Annotated in this window: 12 protein-coding genes; 2 read left to right on the top strand and 10 right to left on the bottom strand. The window is 44.7% G+C overall.

Translation table 11 applies throughout. From position 1 onward, the window contains the following. Window positions 1-34 precede the first annotated feature (34 nt). Window positions 35-958, bottom strand: coding sequence for a SufB/SufD family protein (locus tag DW743_RS01140; protein ID WP_117760600.1), 924 nt, complete (start codon window positions 956-958; stop codon window positions 35-37). Next, on the bottom strand, window positions 958-1,689 hold the full coding sequence (locus DW743_RS01135; protein WP_055227049.1) for an ABC transporter ATP-binding protein: 732 nt from the start codon (window positions 1,687-1,689) through the stop codon (window positions 958-960). The genes DW743_RS01140 and DW743_RS01135 overlap by 1 nt, the downstream gene beginning before the upstream one ends. Window positions 1,690-1,919: 230 nt before the next feature. On the opposite strand from DW743_RS01135, the gene DW743_RS01130 reads away from it, so the two are divergent. After that, window positions 1,920-2,576, top strand: a complete 657-nt coding sequence (locus DW743_RS01130; RefSeq protein ID WP_117760511.1) for an SDR family NAD(P)-dependent oxidoreductase — start codon at window positions 1,920-1,922, stop codon at window positions 2,574-2,576. A 106-nt stretch (window positions 2,577-2,682) separates the two neighbouring features. Here DW743_RS01130 and DW743_RS01125 read toward each other — a convergent pair whose 3' ends face one another. After that, window positions 2,683-3,489 (bottom strand): class I SAM-dependent methyltransferase, encoded by an 807-nt coding sequence (locus DW743_RS01125; RefSeq protein ID WP_117760512.1) that lies wholly within the window; start codon window positions 3,487-3,489, stop codon window positions 2,683-2,685. A 68-nt stretch (window positions 3,490-3,557) separates the two neighbouring features. After that, a complete protein-coding gene (locus tag DW743_RS01120; RefSeq protein ID WP_117760513.1) occupies window positions 3,558-4,202 on the bottom strand; it encodes an L-2-amino-thiazoline-4-carboxylic acid hydrolase in 645 nt (214 codons plus the stop codon). Window positions 4,203-4,788: 586 nt separating this feature from the next. Between DW743_RS01120 and DW743_RS01115 the strand changes: the two genes are divergently transcribed. Then, window positions 4,789-5,721, top strand: a complete 933-nt coding sequence (locus tag DW743_RS01115) for an AEC family transporter (RefSeq protein ID WP_117760514.1) — start codon at window positions 4,789-4,791, stop codon at window positions 5,719-5,721. 64 nt (window positions 5,722-5,785) lie between these two features. Here the strand turns inward: DW743_RS01115 and DW743_RS01110 are convergent, their stop codons facing one another. The 6 genes from DW743_RS01110 to DW743_RS01080 all read right to left on the bottom strand — a co-directional run bounded on the left by DW743_RS01110 (window position 5,786) and on the right by DW743_RS01080 (window position 14,447). Next, window positions 5,786-7,468 carry an AAA family ATPase gene (locus tag DW743_RS01110; protein WP_117760515.1) on the bottom strand — a complete coding sequence of 561 codons (1,683 nt, stop codon included), beginning with the start codon at window positions 7,466-7,468 and terminating at the stop codon, window positions 5,786-5,788. A 210-nt stretch (window positions 7,469-7,678) separates the two neighbouring features. Next, complete coding sequence (gene rhaD, locus DW743_RS01105; protein WP_117760516.1) at window positions 7,679-8,500, bottom strand: rhamnulose-1-phosphate aldolase; 822 nt, start codon at window positions 8,498-8,500, stop codon at window positions 7,679-7,681. Window positions 8,501-8,546: 46 nt separating this feature from the next. Beyond that, complete coding sequence (locus DW743_RS01100) at window positions 8,547-9,968, bottom strand: arabinose isomerase (protein ID WP_117760517.1); 1,422 nt, start codon at window positions 9,966-9,968, stop codon at window positions 8,547-8,549. A 34-nt stretch (window positions 9,969-10,002) separates the two neighbouring features. Next, window positions 10,003-11,403, bottom strand: coding sequence for a rhamnulokinase (rhaB, locus tag DW743_RS01095; RefSeq protein WP_117760518.1), 1,401 nt, complete (start codon window positions 11,401-11,403; stop codon window positions 10,003-10,005). A 256-nt stretch (window positions 11,404-11,659) separates the two neighbouring features. Next, window positions 11,660-12,514 carry a YitT family protein gene (locus tag DW743_RS01090; protein ID WP_022461234.1) on the bottom strand — a complete coding sequence of 285 codons (855 nt, stop codon included), beginning with the start codon at window positions 12,512-12,514 and terminating at the stop codon, window positions 11,660-11,662. Window positions 12,515-13,082: 568 nt separating this feature from the next. Then, entirely contained in the window at window positions 13,083-14,447 is a 1,365-nt protein-coding gene (locus tag DW743_RS01080; RefSeq protein WP_117760519.1) for an MFS transporter, read from the bottom strand. Window positions 14,448-14,450 lie beyond the last annotated feature (3 nt).

Here is a 14,450-nt window from a genome sequence, read left to right as displayed (position 1 = left end):
GCCTCTTTTTTGTTCTCTTGTTTCCTTTTTTTCTTCAGCTCAGGAAGTTTTCAATAATGACGTTTTCCGCCTCCGCTTCCGTCATGCCGAGCGTTCTGAGTTTCAATAGCTGCTCATCATTGATCCGTCCGATCGCCGCCTCGTGGATGATTGCCGCATCCACATGCTTTGCCTGGATCTCCGGAATAGATCCGACCTGGGCGTGATCCATGATGATAGAATCGCACTGGATATGGGCGTGGCATTTGTTTTTGCCGACTGCCTTCGGATGGAAGACCTGTGAGGAATTGCCCTTTCCGACAGAACGTGAAATAATCTGTGCGGAAGAACCGCTTCCGTTCATACATACTTCAATATCCGACTCTGCCTTCTGGTCACCGTCTGTCATCAGACGTTCGAGCACGAACAGTTTGGAGTTTGCATCCATCACAACATTCGTCGTACGAATTGTTGAGTCAACGCCCTTAATCTGTACGGTATCCAGCGTAAAAACGGAATTTTCTCCGATTTCAATATTTGTCACCGGGTTCAGAATCCGCTGTCCCGTTCCATTTCCCTCGCCATAATGCTTTTCCTCGTAGCGCACGTTGGCATTTTTTCCTACATGGAACGTATGGATACCGTCGTGCCGGCTGTCGTTGCAGCCGCCGTTGTGAATACCGCAGCCCGCTACAATCGTAACATCGGCGCCGTCCGCAACGTAGAAATCATTGTAAACAAGATCCGTCATACCGGAAACGCTGACGACAACCGGGATAAATACTTTTTCGCCCTTCGTCTCGCCGTCGATCAAAATATCAATGCCCGGCTTATCCTCTTTTTTGCGGATTTTGATATGTTCACTGTCACCGTGGCAGAGCGGAATGCCGTTCTGACGGAGATTATACGCCCCTTTCTGCGCAAATCCTTCGCTGATCTGATTTAATACGCCCTGGGTTGTCTCATCTACCTGTACCATCAGCATGTGCCTCCTTCCTGACCGCACATCCGGCCTGTTTTCTGCTGGAACAGAGTCGGCAGTACATCTTCTTTTGTACCGTATTCTTTCACCTGTCCGTCCTCGATCACCATGATCTTGTCTGCCATCTGGATAATGCGTTCCTGATGGGAAATGAGGATCAGACATTCTTTCTTCTCTTTGTGGATTTCTTCAAACCGTTTGATCAGCATGGAAAAGCTCCACAGGTCAATGCCAGCCTCCGGCTCATCGAAAATGCTGACCTTATGCGGTTTTGCAAGAACCGTTGCGATCTCCAGACGCTTCATCTCTCCTCCCGAGAGCGTACCGTCCATCTGGCGGTTCAGGTAATCTGCAGAGCAGAGTCCGACGGCGGAGAGGAGTTTACAGCTCTCGGCTTCCGTCAGTTCTTTTCCGGCTGCCAGCGACAGCATTTTTTTCACCGTCATTCCTTTAAAACGCGGCGGCTGCTGGAATGCATAGCCGATGCCGGCGTTTGCACGGTGGTCAATATCATAACCGGTAATATTTTCCTCATCCAGGAAGATTTCTCCGCCATTGGCGTCCTCAATTCCTGCAAGCACTTTGGCCAGCGTTGATTTTCCGCCACCGTTCGGTCCGGTAATCACCAGCATTTCCCCGTCCTTTACCTCAAAACTGATGTGGTTGACGAGGCAGCGTTTTCTTCCCTCTTCGTTTACTTCAAAGGTAAGATTGTCTACTTTCAGCATATTTGCACCTCTTTTGTTTTCACTCTTTGCAGGGATAATCCCCCTTTCAAAAACTCTACTCCTTCTCCTAAAATCTGTCAATTATTTGTTGTGGTTTTGAGAGACTCTTTTGTTTTATGCAGTGATTTTTCCCGTAACATTTTCTTTTCCTGCATTCTTTTTCGTTTCTTCTGGATCGCATGCTGTGTTTGCGGTATAATGAGGGTAATATTTCATCGGGAGGTTATCGTATGCGTGTACTTATTACAGGAACCAGTTCTGGAATCGGGAAGGCGATTGCGGAGAAATTTTTAAAAGAAGGCTTTGACGTTACCGGATTTGACCGGAAGGAAGCTTCGATCAGACAGGAGTCGTATACTCATTTCTGCCTTGATATCCGCGCCAGAGAACAGTATCCGGCACTTGCGCCTTTTGATATTGTCATCAACAACGCCGGTGTGCAGAACGAGGATGATATTGATATCAATTTAAAGGGAACCATCGCAATCACGGAGGCGTACGGAATTCATGACAACATCCGCGCCATCCTCATGATCGGCTCGGCCAGCGGCCATACCGGAGCTGAATTTCCGGAATACACCGCAAGCAAGGGCGGCGTTCTCGCCTACACAAAAAATGTGGCACTCCGCATTGCACCGTATGGCGGAACGTGCAACAGCCTTGATTTCGGCGGCGTACTGACCGAGTTGAATCTGCCTGTCACAGAAGACCAAAAGCTCTGGGATCAGATCATGGAGCTGACGCCGCTGAAACGGTGGATGACCGTCGAGGAAGCAGCGGACTGGGCGTATTTTATGACCGTGACGAACCGGTTCTGCACGGGACAGAATATTCTGATTGACGGCCTTGAAGCGGGGAATGCACATTTTGTGTGGCCGGATGAATGATTTGTTGATTGCCTGCACAAACAAAAAAACAGGTTCCCTGCACGGAAGTTTTTTAAGCTTTTCCGCTGCCGGGCTGCCTGTTTCTTTTTATTTTTTTCGTTTTTTCTTACGCTTTCTCAAACACCAGAATTTTCTCTGCGAATTTGTGGACGATCGGCATCCACATCACCAGCTTGTAGATGGGATTCAGTGTTTCCATACCGCGGGCGATGTTGTCGTCTTTTACTTTTCGGAAACCGGCGGCAATGTTGCCCAGGTCGGCAAAGCTGTTCGCACCCCAGGTAAATGTCGCGCCTGTCGCCTGGATGGATTTTTCGATGTTTTCTTTCTTTACAAAGTGCGGGCACAGCGTTTCCATGCAGACGTAGGCATTGTCGAAGTGATCGCGGATGATGGCGAGCATCGTTCTGACCTCATCCGCTTTCATGTACATGGTCAGACCTTCGATGATGAAAAGTATTTTGCCCCGCACTTTTACCTGATCGGCCCATGCCGGATCGAGCACGGAACACGCAATCGTGGAAACGCGGCCGGATTCCTGATAGATCGAATCGCGTACCTCAATCGTCTCCGGCAGATCGAGATTGTACCAGGTAATTTTTCCATTATCCATGCGGTAAAAACGAGTGTCCAGACCACAGGCGATGTTGACGACGGTACAATCCGGGTTCTTTCGGATAAAGTCGCTGATCAGCTCATCAAACACAACACTCCGCGCTACGATTCCGCCGCTCATTGCTGTGTCCTTTTTCGCATTGCTGAAATCATAGTCGATGCGGTCAATCAGCTCTTCTGCTTTGGTGTCGCGGAACTTGTTTTTCGGATTTCTGCTGTGCATGGCGCGGGCGTAGAAGCACTGCAGCATCGTCTCGGCAGTTCCGTTCAGTTTTGGTTTTATTTTTTCATTGCTCATTCTGGGTGATCTCCCTTCTGTGTTTTATATTCTTCGATCCATTTCACCGGTTCCGTCCCGGTCTTATTTTATTTCGGATTTTCCACCTTGTCCCCCACGAACCAGTAATCACAGACCTCACCGCTGCCTGCCAGCGTATGGTCACGGTAGAGCTTCGCGTGCATCAGGGCTGCTGTCTTGTAATCAATGTCGCACATAATCGGCAGCACTTCCAGATAGCCCTCTTTTCGGGCGAAGGTATTCAGGGGACATTGGGTGAAGTGGTAATAAAAACCGTCCTGATGCTTCGTCTCATCAAAATGAAAATCCCACGAATACGCCTTATACTGCGGATGTGCTTCCAGCCAGGCGGCATCCTTATGCATCATCTTCGCAATCCGCGCCATGCCGCTCTTCTTATTCGCATTAATCATCAGGCCCATGGCTTTCAGAAGCGGGAAGGACATCATCTCCTCTGAGATTGTACGCAGTTCATCCACAGAAATCTGTCTGTCCGACGCATCCCAGAGCGCAAGAAAAATGAGGCCTTCATAGAGATTCGACACCATCGGGTTGTCCTTTCCGATATCATCGGCGCGGCGAAGCATGTCGCGGTAGATCTGGTTGGTCTTGCGGAGAAGCTCTGCGGTCTCCTCTTTTCCGTAGCGTTTTAGCAGACTTTTCTTTATTAAAGGAGTCAGCATGTTCCAATATTTGCTGGTGTATTCCATCATGGGCGGGTACCTCCATCTTACTTTTATTAGGATTCACTAACTGGCAGGTGTAAAATTGCCGCCTACAATGTTGAAAAATAGGCGGAATTTTACTTTTCATTATGAGGTTATTATATCACACTTTTTATTACTTTGTTTTAAAATCGCAAAAATTTCTTGACTATAATTCAGCCTTCCTTTATTATAGAAATTAAGAAATGGCCATCCTGCTCTCTGGTAAGCATGGATGGCCACTTCTTATAGCTATTTAATATTTTCGCCAGATCGGGTGATTGCGCTCACCTTCCGGCTGTCTTGTTAAGTATATTATATTGCAATCGTGTAATTTTGTCAAATCAAAATAGCGCCCCTGCTCTGGTAAAGTTAGGCGCTATTTTTAGTTAGAAGCTTTATCCGGCGGTCAGGTGTACACTGACCAACGGCTCTCTTGTCGAATATATTATATGACAGCATTTTCTTTTGGTCAACAGCCATTTTTCTTATATTTTCACCATTATTTCGACCCAAATCTCTCAAAAAGAAATTGAAATCCCCTCTTCTCCACCTTATAATATTTTCTATAAGGCACACATATGGGGAGATTTTTATGACGATCAGTATTCTTCTTGCGCAGCAGATCGCGCAGCTTTTTCTTATGATTTTTATGGGCTTTTTAATCGTAAAAGCCGGACTTTTAAAGGATGAGGACAGCAAAGTTCTGTCGAAAATTGTGCTGTACCTGATCATTCCCTGCGTGATTCTGAATGCGTTTCAGGTCGATTACACGCCGGAAACGGTGCGGGGGCTGCTGGTTGCGTTTGCGGCTTCGCTTCTGATGCAGGTTGTGCTTCTTTTTGCGGTTTCAGCTCTTGGACGGGTGTTTCATTTGGATGCGGTTGAGATAACTTCTGTTTACTACTCCAATTCCGGCAATCTGATTGTGCCGCTTGTGACGGCTGTTTTAGGAGCGGAATGGGTGCTTTACAGCTGTGTTTATATGAGCGTACAGCTTGTCTTTTTCTGGACGCACTGCAAAAAGGTGATCAGCCGTGAGGCTTCCTATGACTGGAAGAAGATTGTTCTGAACCTCAATATTATTTCTATTTTCGTCGAAATTCTTCTTTTTTTCACGGGCATCCGGCTTCCTGCGCTGGTCAACAATACGCTTCATTCTGTCGGAAGCATGGTTGGCCCTGCCAGTATGATTGTTACGGGTATGCTTTTTGCCGGCATGGACTTCCGTCAGATTTTTGCGAATAAACGGATTTACTTCGTGACCTTTCTCCGCCTGATCGCCGTTCCGCTGATGGCGCTTGTTCTCTTAAAACTCAGCCATCTCGCCGACCTTTCCGCTGACGGACCGACACTGATTCTGATCGTTTTTCTCGCCATCATCACGCCATCTGCTTCCACGGTTACCCAGATGTGCCAGGTATACGGCAACGATTCGCGCTATGCCAGTGCCATCAATGTTGTTACTACGCTGGCTTCTATTGTGACGATGCCGCTTATGGTAATGCTGCTTCAGATGGTACTCTAATCACAATTAACAGAAAAACGCTGTCCCGCTTCCCCTTCCAGAGAAGCATTGACAGCGTTTTCTATTACCCAATTAGTACCTTTTTCCCTTCAAACGCAAATCCATAATGCCGGATTCTTTCTTTTGGGATTCCCCGTTCTTTCAGTTCCGCGTCGTATTTCTTTATTTCAATCTGCGCCAGTGCTTTTTGTACCGTTTCCTGCAGCGTTTTTTCTTCCGTTTCTTTTACTTTAAATTCCAGAATCATAGCATCTCGATCCAAATTTCTGGGAATTAGAATCACATCGTATCTTCCATACCCACTTTCCCGATTGGAACGCACCTCATAAAGATCTCGCACTTCCACCAGCAGCCCAAGTACAAATCCATGATAAAACCGCTCTGGCTGGCTCCGCTCGGACGCATGTTTTCCAGCATCAAAATTACTAAATGTAGCAAGTGCAATATCATTCATATAGAGGTTCATCGCTTTTACATCCCCATTCAGCAATGCTTTGATAAATTCATTATAATTGGCAGATGCCGCTGCAAACCAGCTTTTGAACATATTCGAAAACATGCTCACAGTCTCCAGATTTGTGATGGAAAGAGAATACCACGGCTCCAGCGTCAGTCCTCTGTATTCAATCTCCTCCACTTTCAGATAACCGCTTGCCACCAACAGACTCCATACCGCACTTTCATCCTGTTCTAATTGTCCAAATATAATCTGCTCATCAAAATTAACTACAATTTGTTGTCTGTTGATCAGTTTTTCCAGTTCTTCCTTCATATTTACCGATGCTGACTGCAGGAGTTTGCTGATCAATCCATTGGAACTTGTAGCTGCCCAGTAGGGCCGCAGTTTTTTCTCTTTCAGATAATTTGTAATAGACCACGGATTGTAAATATCACGATGCGTGCCAAAGCAAAATCCGTCATACCATTGCTTTACCAGATCTTTCTTTTCCGGCATTCCAAATTGATCTAATGATTGAAATACCTCTTCTTCTGTAAAACCAAAACAGTCTGCATAGGCATCCGATGTTGTTGTAATAACCGTCAGATTATTAAGGTCCGAAAAAACAGATTCTTTGGAAATACGGGTAATTCCAGTCATCACAGCGCGTTCCAGATATGGATTTGTTTTGAATGTCGCATTGAAAAGGCTTCTCATAAATCCTACAAATTCATCCCAGTATCCATGAATATAGGCTTCCTGCATGGGCGTGTCATATTCATCCAGAAAGATCAAAACTTTTTTTCCATATAAAAGATTCAAATAACTGGAAAGATTTTTTAATGCATCCTGTGCTGTCACATCACTCATTTTTTCTGTAATTTCCAGCATCTGCTGTTTCTCATTTTGCGTAAAGCATTCTTCCTGCTCCAAATACCGATGTCGGCGATAAGCATCTACAATAATATTTTTTATCTTCTGCACTGCATCTTGATAGTTATTCTGTTTTACGTCCGCAAAGCTCAGAAAAATCACCGGATAAGTTCCCTGCAGTCTGCGGTATTTTTCCTGTTTCCAGATAGAAAGCCCTTCAAAGATGGTACCTTTTTCTGCATACTGTCTGGAAAAGAAACAATTCAGCATGCTCATATTCAATGTTTTGCCAAATCTTCTCGGACGTGTGATCAGCGTAATGTCATCTCCACTTTCCCACCATTGTCTGATAAAATCGGTTTTATCAACATAAAAATAATGATTTTCTCGAAGGGAAGCAAAATCCTGCTTTCCTATACTAATCGCTGAAGTCATATTTCATCTTTCCTTTCTGAGCGCAGACACACCAGCATTTTCTGTCTGATAATGAAATGTTCCACTGTTTTCTAATCGATAATCTTATCTTATAGTTTATCAAATTCCGAAAGAAATTAATAGACTTTTTCTTCTGCACAGCAAAAAAATGGCCGTCCCATTCCTCAGTGCAAGGATCAGACGGCCATTTTTCACTATCAGTTTCCAGTTTTATTTCTCATACAAAAACTCTTCTGGCAGTGTTACACCGAAATCCTTTGCCAGATGGCGGAATTCATCCGGTGTGATCGTCTGGCGTTTCGTTGGCTGCATAGAAAGTGTTTTTACCAGGATTTCTGCAGATTTTTCTGCGGTATGCATCAGACCGAAGGTCAGGTCAAAATCAAAGCCGGCGGCGAACATGCCGTGGTGTGCCCAGATAGCAAGATCATATTTCTTCATCAGCTCGCTCGTGGCAACGGCGATCTCTCTGCCTCCCGGAACCATCCACGGAACGACACCTATTCCGGACGGGAATACAACAGGACACTCGGTTGCCATCTCCCAGAGTTCGCGGGTAAATACTTTATCTTCCAGCGGCAGAACAAAGGTAAGCGCGATCACGTTGGTGGTATGTGCATGGTACACAACGCGGTATCTTTCGTCCTGAAGTTTTTTTACCTCCAGGTTCATCAGATGGCTCGGAAGCTCTGAGGTCGGACGTCCTCCGTTGACGAGACCCCAGACGATGCGGTAATTTTCACCTTTTTCATCCAGCTCAATCATACAGATGCTGTCTTCCGGTTTGATTGTGACATTTCGGAAATATTTTCCGCTTCCGGTTACCAGGAAATACTCTCCCGCAAGATTTGGAACGGCGGTTCCGATCGAATTCCACTCTCTGGCCTCAAAATTTTCTTTTACCTCTTCAACCTCTTCCGGTTTCACACGGTAAGAAAGGTTTCCGCCGTTTCTCTCATGCCATCCCTGCTCCCAGCCATCATTTGCCATACGGATAAAGCCTTTTACAAATTCTGCATCTAAAAATTTCATGTTTTTTCCCTCTTCTTTCTCTCTTTTCCTCTTCTTTTATCGATATTTACCGGCACACAACCTCTACCGGCACATCCAGGATTTTTGCAACTTTCAGAATCGTATCAATATGATGTCCGACAGCAGCTGCCATATGATGTGTTGGTCCCGCCTCACTCCATCTGTTGCAGAACTCTCTTGCCCCAATGGAGAAACGTGTTCTCATGTTTGTATCGCCAAAGGTAAAGATCGGACCATCCTCATTGACACCCTCTGCAGCAACAAATTTAAAATGACCGTCTTTATCCTGCGTAATTCCAAGATATGTAACATCTCCAACCGGCGGATAAAACTGCGTCAGATATCCGCCGCCCGTCTTGCCATGAAAAACATCAACGATTTTCATGGACGGTTTTTTCGCCTGCGAAATATCAGCATCTCCCGATCCAGAGTGGCCGATAATACAGATATCCTCATTGAAATCGATCGAATACATCTCAGAAAGCTGACCGGTTCCGGCGATTGTTTTCAGAATGCTCATTGCCATTGCAACTTTCATATCACCCTCTACGGCACAGGCTGTACCCTGTTTGATCAGCATGGAAAATGCCGGAATCAGCATGCTGTCCAGTTTTCCGGCAACCCCTTTGGCAAAGCCGTCATAATGGGATGCCACCATGCCAAGATCTTCTTTTTTTACCCATTCTTCAAAAGCAACGACATATTTTGCCATATCCCATACGGTCTCTACCGTTGCACCGCCCTCGATGTCAAAGGTATCCAGAATCTCCTCTGCCTTGGCGCGGATTGCGGCCTCATCTGTGACAGGATCCGCGATCGCCCACATTTTCTCCCAGTCGAACTGTTTCGTGTAAAGTCCCATCCGGTTGTAAAGATTGGTTTCATCGATATACAGATCCATCATTCCCGGATATGGTCTTCCGATCTGGGCAATATTGGTGTAGCGGAATCTTCTGCGTACCTGGGCTGCCCGGCACCACTCATCGATTTCCTTTGCCACGTAAGCATCTCCGCCTTCTACAACACCGGTGATGACGGCATGACGTTTGCCCGCACGCTCCAGATCGGCTACCATCTCGCCGACTGCACCACAGGCATACAGCTCACCGAGCCATTTTGGTGTATCGGTATTGGCATAATCCGGTGCTTTCCGTTTCTGCACATTCACAAGCACAACCGGCACATTCAGGTCACGGACTGCCGGGAGCATATTGTAGCTGGTCGCGTAGGTCAGAAGCTGTAAAATAACAAGATCTACATCCGCTGCACGAAACTTATCTCCTGCTTCCATCGATAATTCTTTCGTTGTAACGATTCCACCATCGATCATTTCAACGGTATCCGGAATCGTCTTTTTGAACGCATCATACTGTGTCTCAAATTCCGGAACCAGCGTCGGGAACTGCGGCAGATATGCACCCAGTGCGATTGCAAATACACCTACTTTTGCTTTTGTTTCAACTAACATGTTCTTTGCCTCTTTTAACCTTTCGTCTCATTTTTTATGGCTCATATTGTTTGATTTCGAAGGAATGGAAAATACAGTTTCTCGCATCTTTCAAATTGCTGCATTCTTTTCCGGTGATCATCTGTACCGCCAGATTTCCGATGGCAGTTGCCTCGGTCGGTCCCGCCAGCACGGTTCTTCCGGTCTTTTCTGCTGTCAGCCGGTTCAGATAACCGGCATTGGCGCCGCCGCCTACGACATGAATAGTTCGGTACCGGCAGCCTGTTTTTTCTTCCAGTTCTTTTAATGTCTTTGCATAGCATACTGCCAGGCTGTTATAGATCACTGCTGCAACCTCTGCAATTCCCTGCGGTATCTGCTGGCCACTTTCTTCACATGCCTTCTGTACCTCGGCTGTCATATGTTCCGGTGCAAGGAAACGATCGTCGTTTGCATCCACGATAGATGGGATGGTGCATTTCGATGCCATTTCGCAGATCGTTCCAAAGCTTAAATCTTCTGCGATTTCTTTTTTCACAGACTGGACCATCCACAGACCCATGATATTTTTCAGGAAACGGTATTTTCTGTTGTAGCCGCCCTCATTGGTAAAATTGTGCTGCATAGCTTCTGTTCCGCAATCGGCCTCTTTTAATTCTGTTCCCATCAGAGACCAGGTTCCGGAGCTGATGTAGAGTACATGTTCCTCATTGCTTGGCACAGCGACTACTGCGGAGCCTGTGTCGTGTGTTGCGGGAAGAACAATCTCACAGTCGAAGCCGACCTGCTCCTGAATTTCTTTTTTCAGACGACCAATCACAGTCCCCGGTTCACGGATCGGCAGGAAGATTTTCTCCGGGTATCCCAGTTTTTGAATCATCTCCCTGTTCCAGTCCCCGGTTTCCGGATTGACGAGCTGGGTCGTTGTTGCATTTGTGTATTCCTGCGCTTTCACGCCGGAAAGCAGGAAATTCAGGTAATCCGGAATCATCAGCAACGTCTCTGCTTTTTCCAGCTGTTCCGGCTTTTTCTTCTTCCACGCCATGAGCTGATAAATACTGTTAAAAATTTGTTTCTGAATACCGGTCGATGCATAGAGTTCTTCCTCCGGCACTGTGCGATAAACCTCATCATCCATTCCTTTCGTGCGGTCATCGCGATAAGCAACGGCATTTCCGATCCGCTGATCATCCTTGTCCAGAAGGACAAAATCAACTGCCCATGTATCAATTCCGACACTCACCGGGATCTTTCCAAGTTCTCTGCATTTTTTCATTCCGGCCAACACAGCTTCGAAGAGTGCCTCGATATCCCACACCTTCTCACCGTCCCGTTTCTGCATTCCATTCGGGAAACGGTAAACTTCCTCGAGAACCATTTTCCCATCTTCCATATGCCCGAGAATATGCCTTCCGCTGGATGCTCCTATATCAATTGCTAAATAATATCTTTTCATACCCTTCCTCCATTTTCTGTCTCTAATTATAGATAACTTTATGTGGTAAAAAAAGAACACGCTTTGTCTAAAAAAGTGTCCTTATTTGCACTATAACGATGTCATTGATCGTATCCATCTGCATCCGTTCGCTCTTCTTCTCCTTCAGCCGCGCCGGAGTTTTTGCTCCATGGGGTAATTCAAGAAACGTTTTCACAGGAAATTACGGTAAAAAAATTCCGCAGCACTTCTGTGATTGAGGTGCTGCGGAACTTTTTTACATTTTAGGCTGATATCTCATGTTGGATACATTATAAACTGTGATAAACGCTTTCGGATCAAGTTTGTTGATAAAATTCATCAGCTTCTGGTATTCGGTCTTGTCTACGATCGTGATGATTTCTTTGCGCTTCTGCATGTTATAGGCACCATAGGCTTCATAGATCGTAGCACCGCTGTGCAGCTCATGAAGAATAAATTCCCGAAGTTCTTCTTCCTTTGGAGTGATGATACATACCCGGCGTTTGATATTATGGTCAAAAATAAAATGATCCAGAACAATTCCGTTAAAATACGTTCCAAGAATACTCAAAACTACCGTTTTCTTGTCGTAAACGAGTGCTGCAGACAGAGCAACACACATACCAGACAGAGACATGGCTTTTCCAAGCTCCATATGAAGATATTTATTCATGATCTTTGCTACAATATCAAGTCCGCCGGAAGAAGCATTTCTGTTAAAAAGAATACTGAGTCCCACACTGACTACAAGTGTATAGCACAGAACATCCAGCTCCTGACTGTTTGTCATCGAACCAAAATCCGGGAAGATTTTTTCAAAAAGTCCAAGAAAAACAGGAAGCATGATACTGGTGTAGACGGTTTTTACACCAAATTCTCTTCCGCAGGTAAAAAAGCCGATGATCAGAAGTACTACGTTCAGAATCATGGTGATGGCGGAAAGGGGCAACGGTACAAAGTTGGAAAGTACGATACCAAGACCCGAAATACTGCTGACAGAAGTATGGCTTGGTACCAGAAAAAAATAGACTGCCGCTGCAATAATAGCAACAGCTGCTGTCAGGATCAGGATTTCCAACAGAATCTGAGTATCCTTCAATTGTTTTTTCATGTTAATTCTCCGTATCTTATTTTTTATGGATGGGAAGATCCCTTCTTTATATTAATGGCATTTTGAAGATATGTAAACCCTTTCCAGAAATCATTCCAACATATTTGTGTATCGTTGTTGCTTTTCCGTCAGCTTTCTGTAATGCATATCCTTTTTATTGCTTTTTTTCGTTCTATGCTACAATAATTTTGATACTTAATATTATCTTGTAACACAATCAGGAGAACATCATGAATGAAAAGGGACTGACCAACATTAGTCTCAAAAAATAAATAACTCAAAGGTTTACCAATATATTTACAGAAAGAAAAAGACCTCCAAGCAGCAGATCGTTCAGGAACTGCAGATGGGTTTATCCACAGTCAGCCAGAACCTCAACCTTCTGGAGCAGGAAGGTCTGATAGAAAAAAAAACGGCTTTTTGCATCCACCGGCGGAAGAAAAGCAAACGCCATTCAGATTGTATCCGATTTTAAAATTTCTATTGGTATCGGTATTTTAATTTCCTCCCATCCTGGCTGTGTCCTGCTTCCGTAAAATCAATCAGCAATTCTTCCAATGCCACGATGTCAACTTTTTCTTCCATTTTTCAGTTCTTCCACAATCTCGTTATAACGTTTTTTATTTAACCGGTAGAAAAATAATACAACCGCAGTCACAATCCACAGTACACCTGGAATCGTCGTAAATGCATGTTTCATAATTGAAAGTACAATTGCATTTTGTGTCTGATTTGCAATATAACCATATTTTCCAAGTAATCCTGCTAAAAGTGCTGTTCCAACTGCCATTCCGATTTTATTTCCAAGTGAAATAAATGCATACTGAAAACCATCATTTCTAAGTCCGGTTTTCCACTCACCATATTCCACACAGTCTGGAATAATTGCATAGATTGCGGTATTAAATCCAGAGAAAAAAAACTGTGTGAGACCAGATAATGCATAAAAAATAGCTGATGATTCTTTGGCATTGAAGAAAAACATAGACAACATGGAAATTCCTGTAAACAAAGCAAAGAGAGATGCTGTTCTTCCTTTATTATTCAGCTTGCGGAATAATGGTTGAAAACAGGCTGCCCCGATGATAGAAGGAATAATGATGCACATCGAATAAGTTGTGTAGTAGGAGGCATTTCCTTCCACATATGTAAAGTAGTACAGAATATCTGCGTTTCTACCATACAATGTAAATCCAAATAATATCTGTCCTGCCAATGCAAGAAGATATGGTCTGTTCTGCATAACTGCTTTCAACTGTATCTTTACAGAAATTTTTTCTTTTTCCGGAGTAATCACTGCCTCTTTCGTCTTCGCAAAGCAGAAGAAATGACAGGCTGTAAAAATACATCCATATATGACCGCAACCGTCAGATATCCTGTCTTTGCACTGTGACTGCCGAATTTGCTGAGCAGTGGAACTGTGATAATATTTAACACACCAATTGCAATCATCGCTGCAACCGAACGGGATGTATTTATTTTTGCACGTTCATCAATATCCTGTGTCATAGCACCACACAAGGTTCCATATGGAATATTCACACAGGTATACCCCAAAACCAGCAGACAATATGTAATTACCATATAAATGATCTTTCCATTCTGCGGCCAGTCGGGTCTTGCCCAGAATGTCATAACAAGAAGAATCGCTGTGATTGGTGCCGCTACTAACAGCCATGGACGGTACCGTCCCCATCTCGATTTTGTTTTATCTGTAAATCCCCCGACGATTGGATCATTGATTGCATCCCAGAATCTTGAAAAAAGCATAAGTGCTGACACAGCCGCCATACTGATTCCGAACACGTCTGTATAAAATATCATCAGAAAATTACTGACGAACATCCAGCTGAAATTACATCCAACATCACCAAACCCATATGCAATCTTACTGATCAGCGGTACTTTTCCATTTTTGTTTTCGCTTCCCATATG

This window comes from Blautia sp. AM28-27 (assembly GCF_003480905.1).
GTDB lineage: Bacteria > Bacillota > Clostridia > Lachnospirales > Lachnospiraceae > Fusicatenibacter > Fusicatenibacter saccharivorans.
The sequence above is the reverse complement of the archived record's forward strand: the minus strand, read 5'-3'. Positions and strand labels throughout refer to the sequence as shown.

Coding starts and splice junctions, on each gene's coding strand:
- DW743_RS01080 (WP_117760519.1), bottom strand. CDS start 14,447: ATGGGAAGCGAAAACAAAAATGGAAAAGTACCGCTGATCAGTAAGATT.
- DW743_RS01125 (WP_117760512.1), bottom strand. CDS start 3,489: ATGAGCAATGAAAAAATAAAACCAAAACTGAACGGAACTGCCGAGACG.
- DW743_RS01110 (WP_117760515.1), bottom strand. CDS start 7,468: ATGACTTCAGCGATTAGTATAGGAAAGCAGGATTTTGCTTCCCTTCGA.
- DW743_RS01100 (WP_117760517.1), bottom strand. CDS start 9,968: ATGTTAGTTGAAACAAAAGCAAAAGTAGGTGTATTTGCAATCGCACTG.
- rhaD (WP_117760516.1), bottom strand. CDS start 8,500: ATGAAATTTTTAGATGCAGAATTTGTAAAAGGCTTTATCCGTATGGCA.
- DW743_RS01140 (WP_117760600.1), bottom strand. CDS start 958: ATGGTACAGGTAGATGAGACAACCCAGGGCGTATTAAATCAGATCAGC.
- DW743_RS01090 (WP_022461234.1), bottom strand. CDS start 12,514: ATGAAAAAACAATTGAAGGATACTCAGATTCTGTTGGAAATCCTGATC.
- DW743_RS01115 (WP_117760514.1), top strand. CDS start 4,789: ATGACGATCAGTATTCTTCTTGCGCAGCAGATCGCGCAGCTTTTTCTT.
- DW743_RS01120 (WP_117760513.1), bottom strand. CDS start 4,202: ATGATGGAATACACCAGCAAATATTGGAACATGCTGACTCCTTTAATA.
- DW743_RS01130 (WP_117760511.1), top strand. CDS start 1,920: ATGCGTGTACTTATTACAGGAACCAGTTCTGGAATCGGGAAGGCGATT.
- rhaB (WP_117760518.1), bottom strand. CDS start 11,403: ATGAAAAGATATTATTTAGCAATTGATATAGGAGCATCCAGCGGAAGG.
- DW743_RS01135 (WP_055227049.1), bottom strand. CDS start 1,689: ATGCTGAAAGTAGACAATCTTACCTTTGAAGTAAACGAAGAGGGAAGA.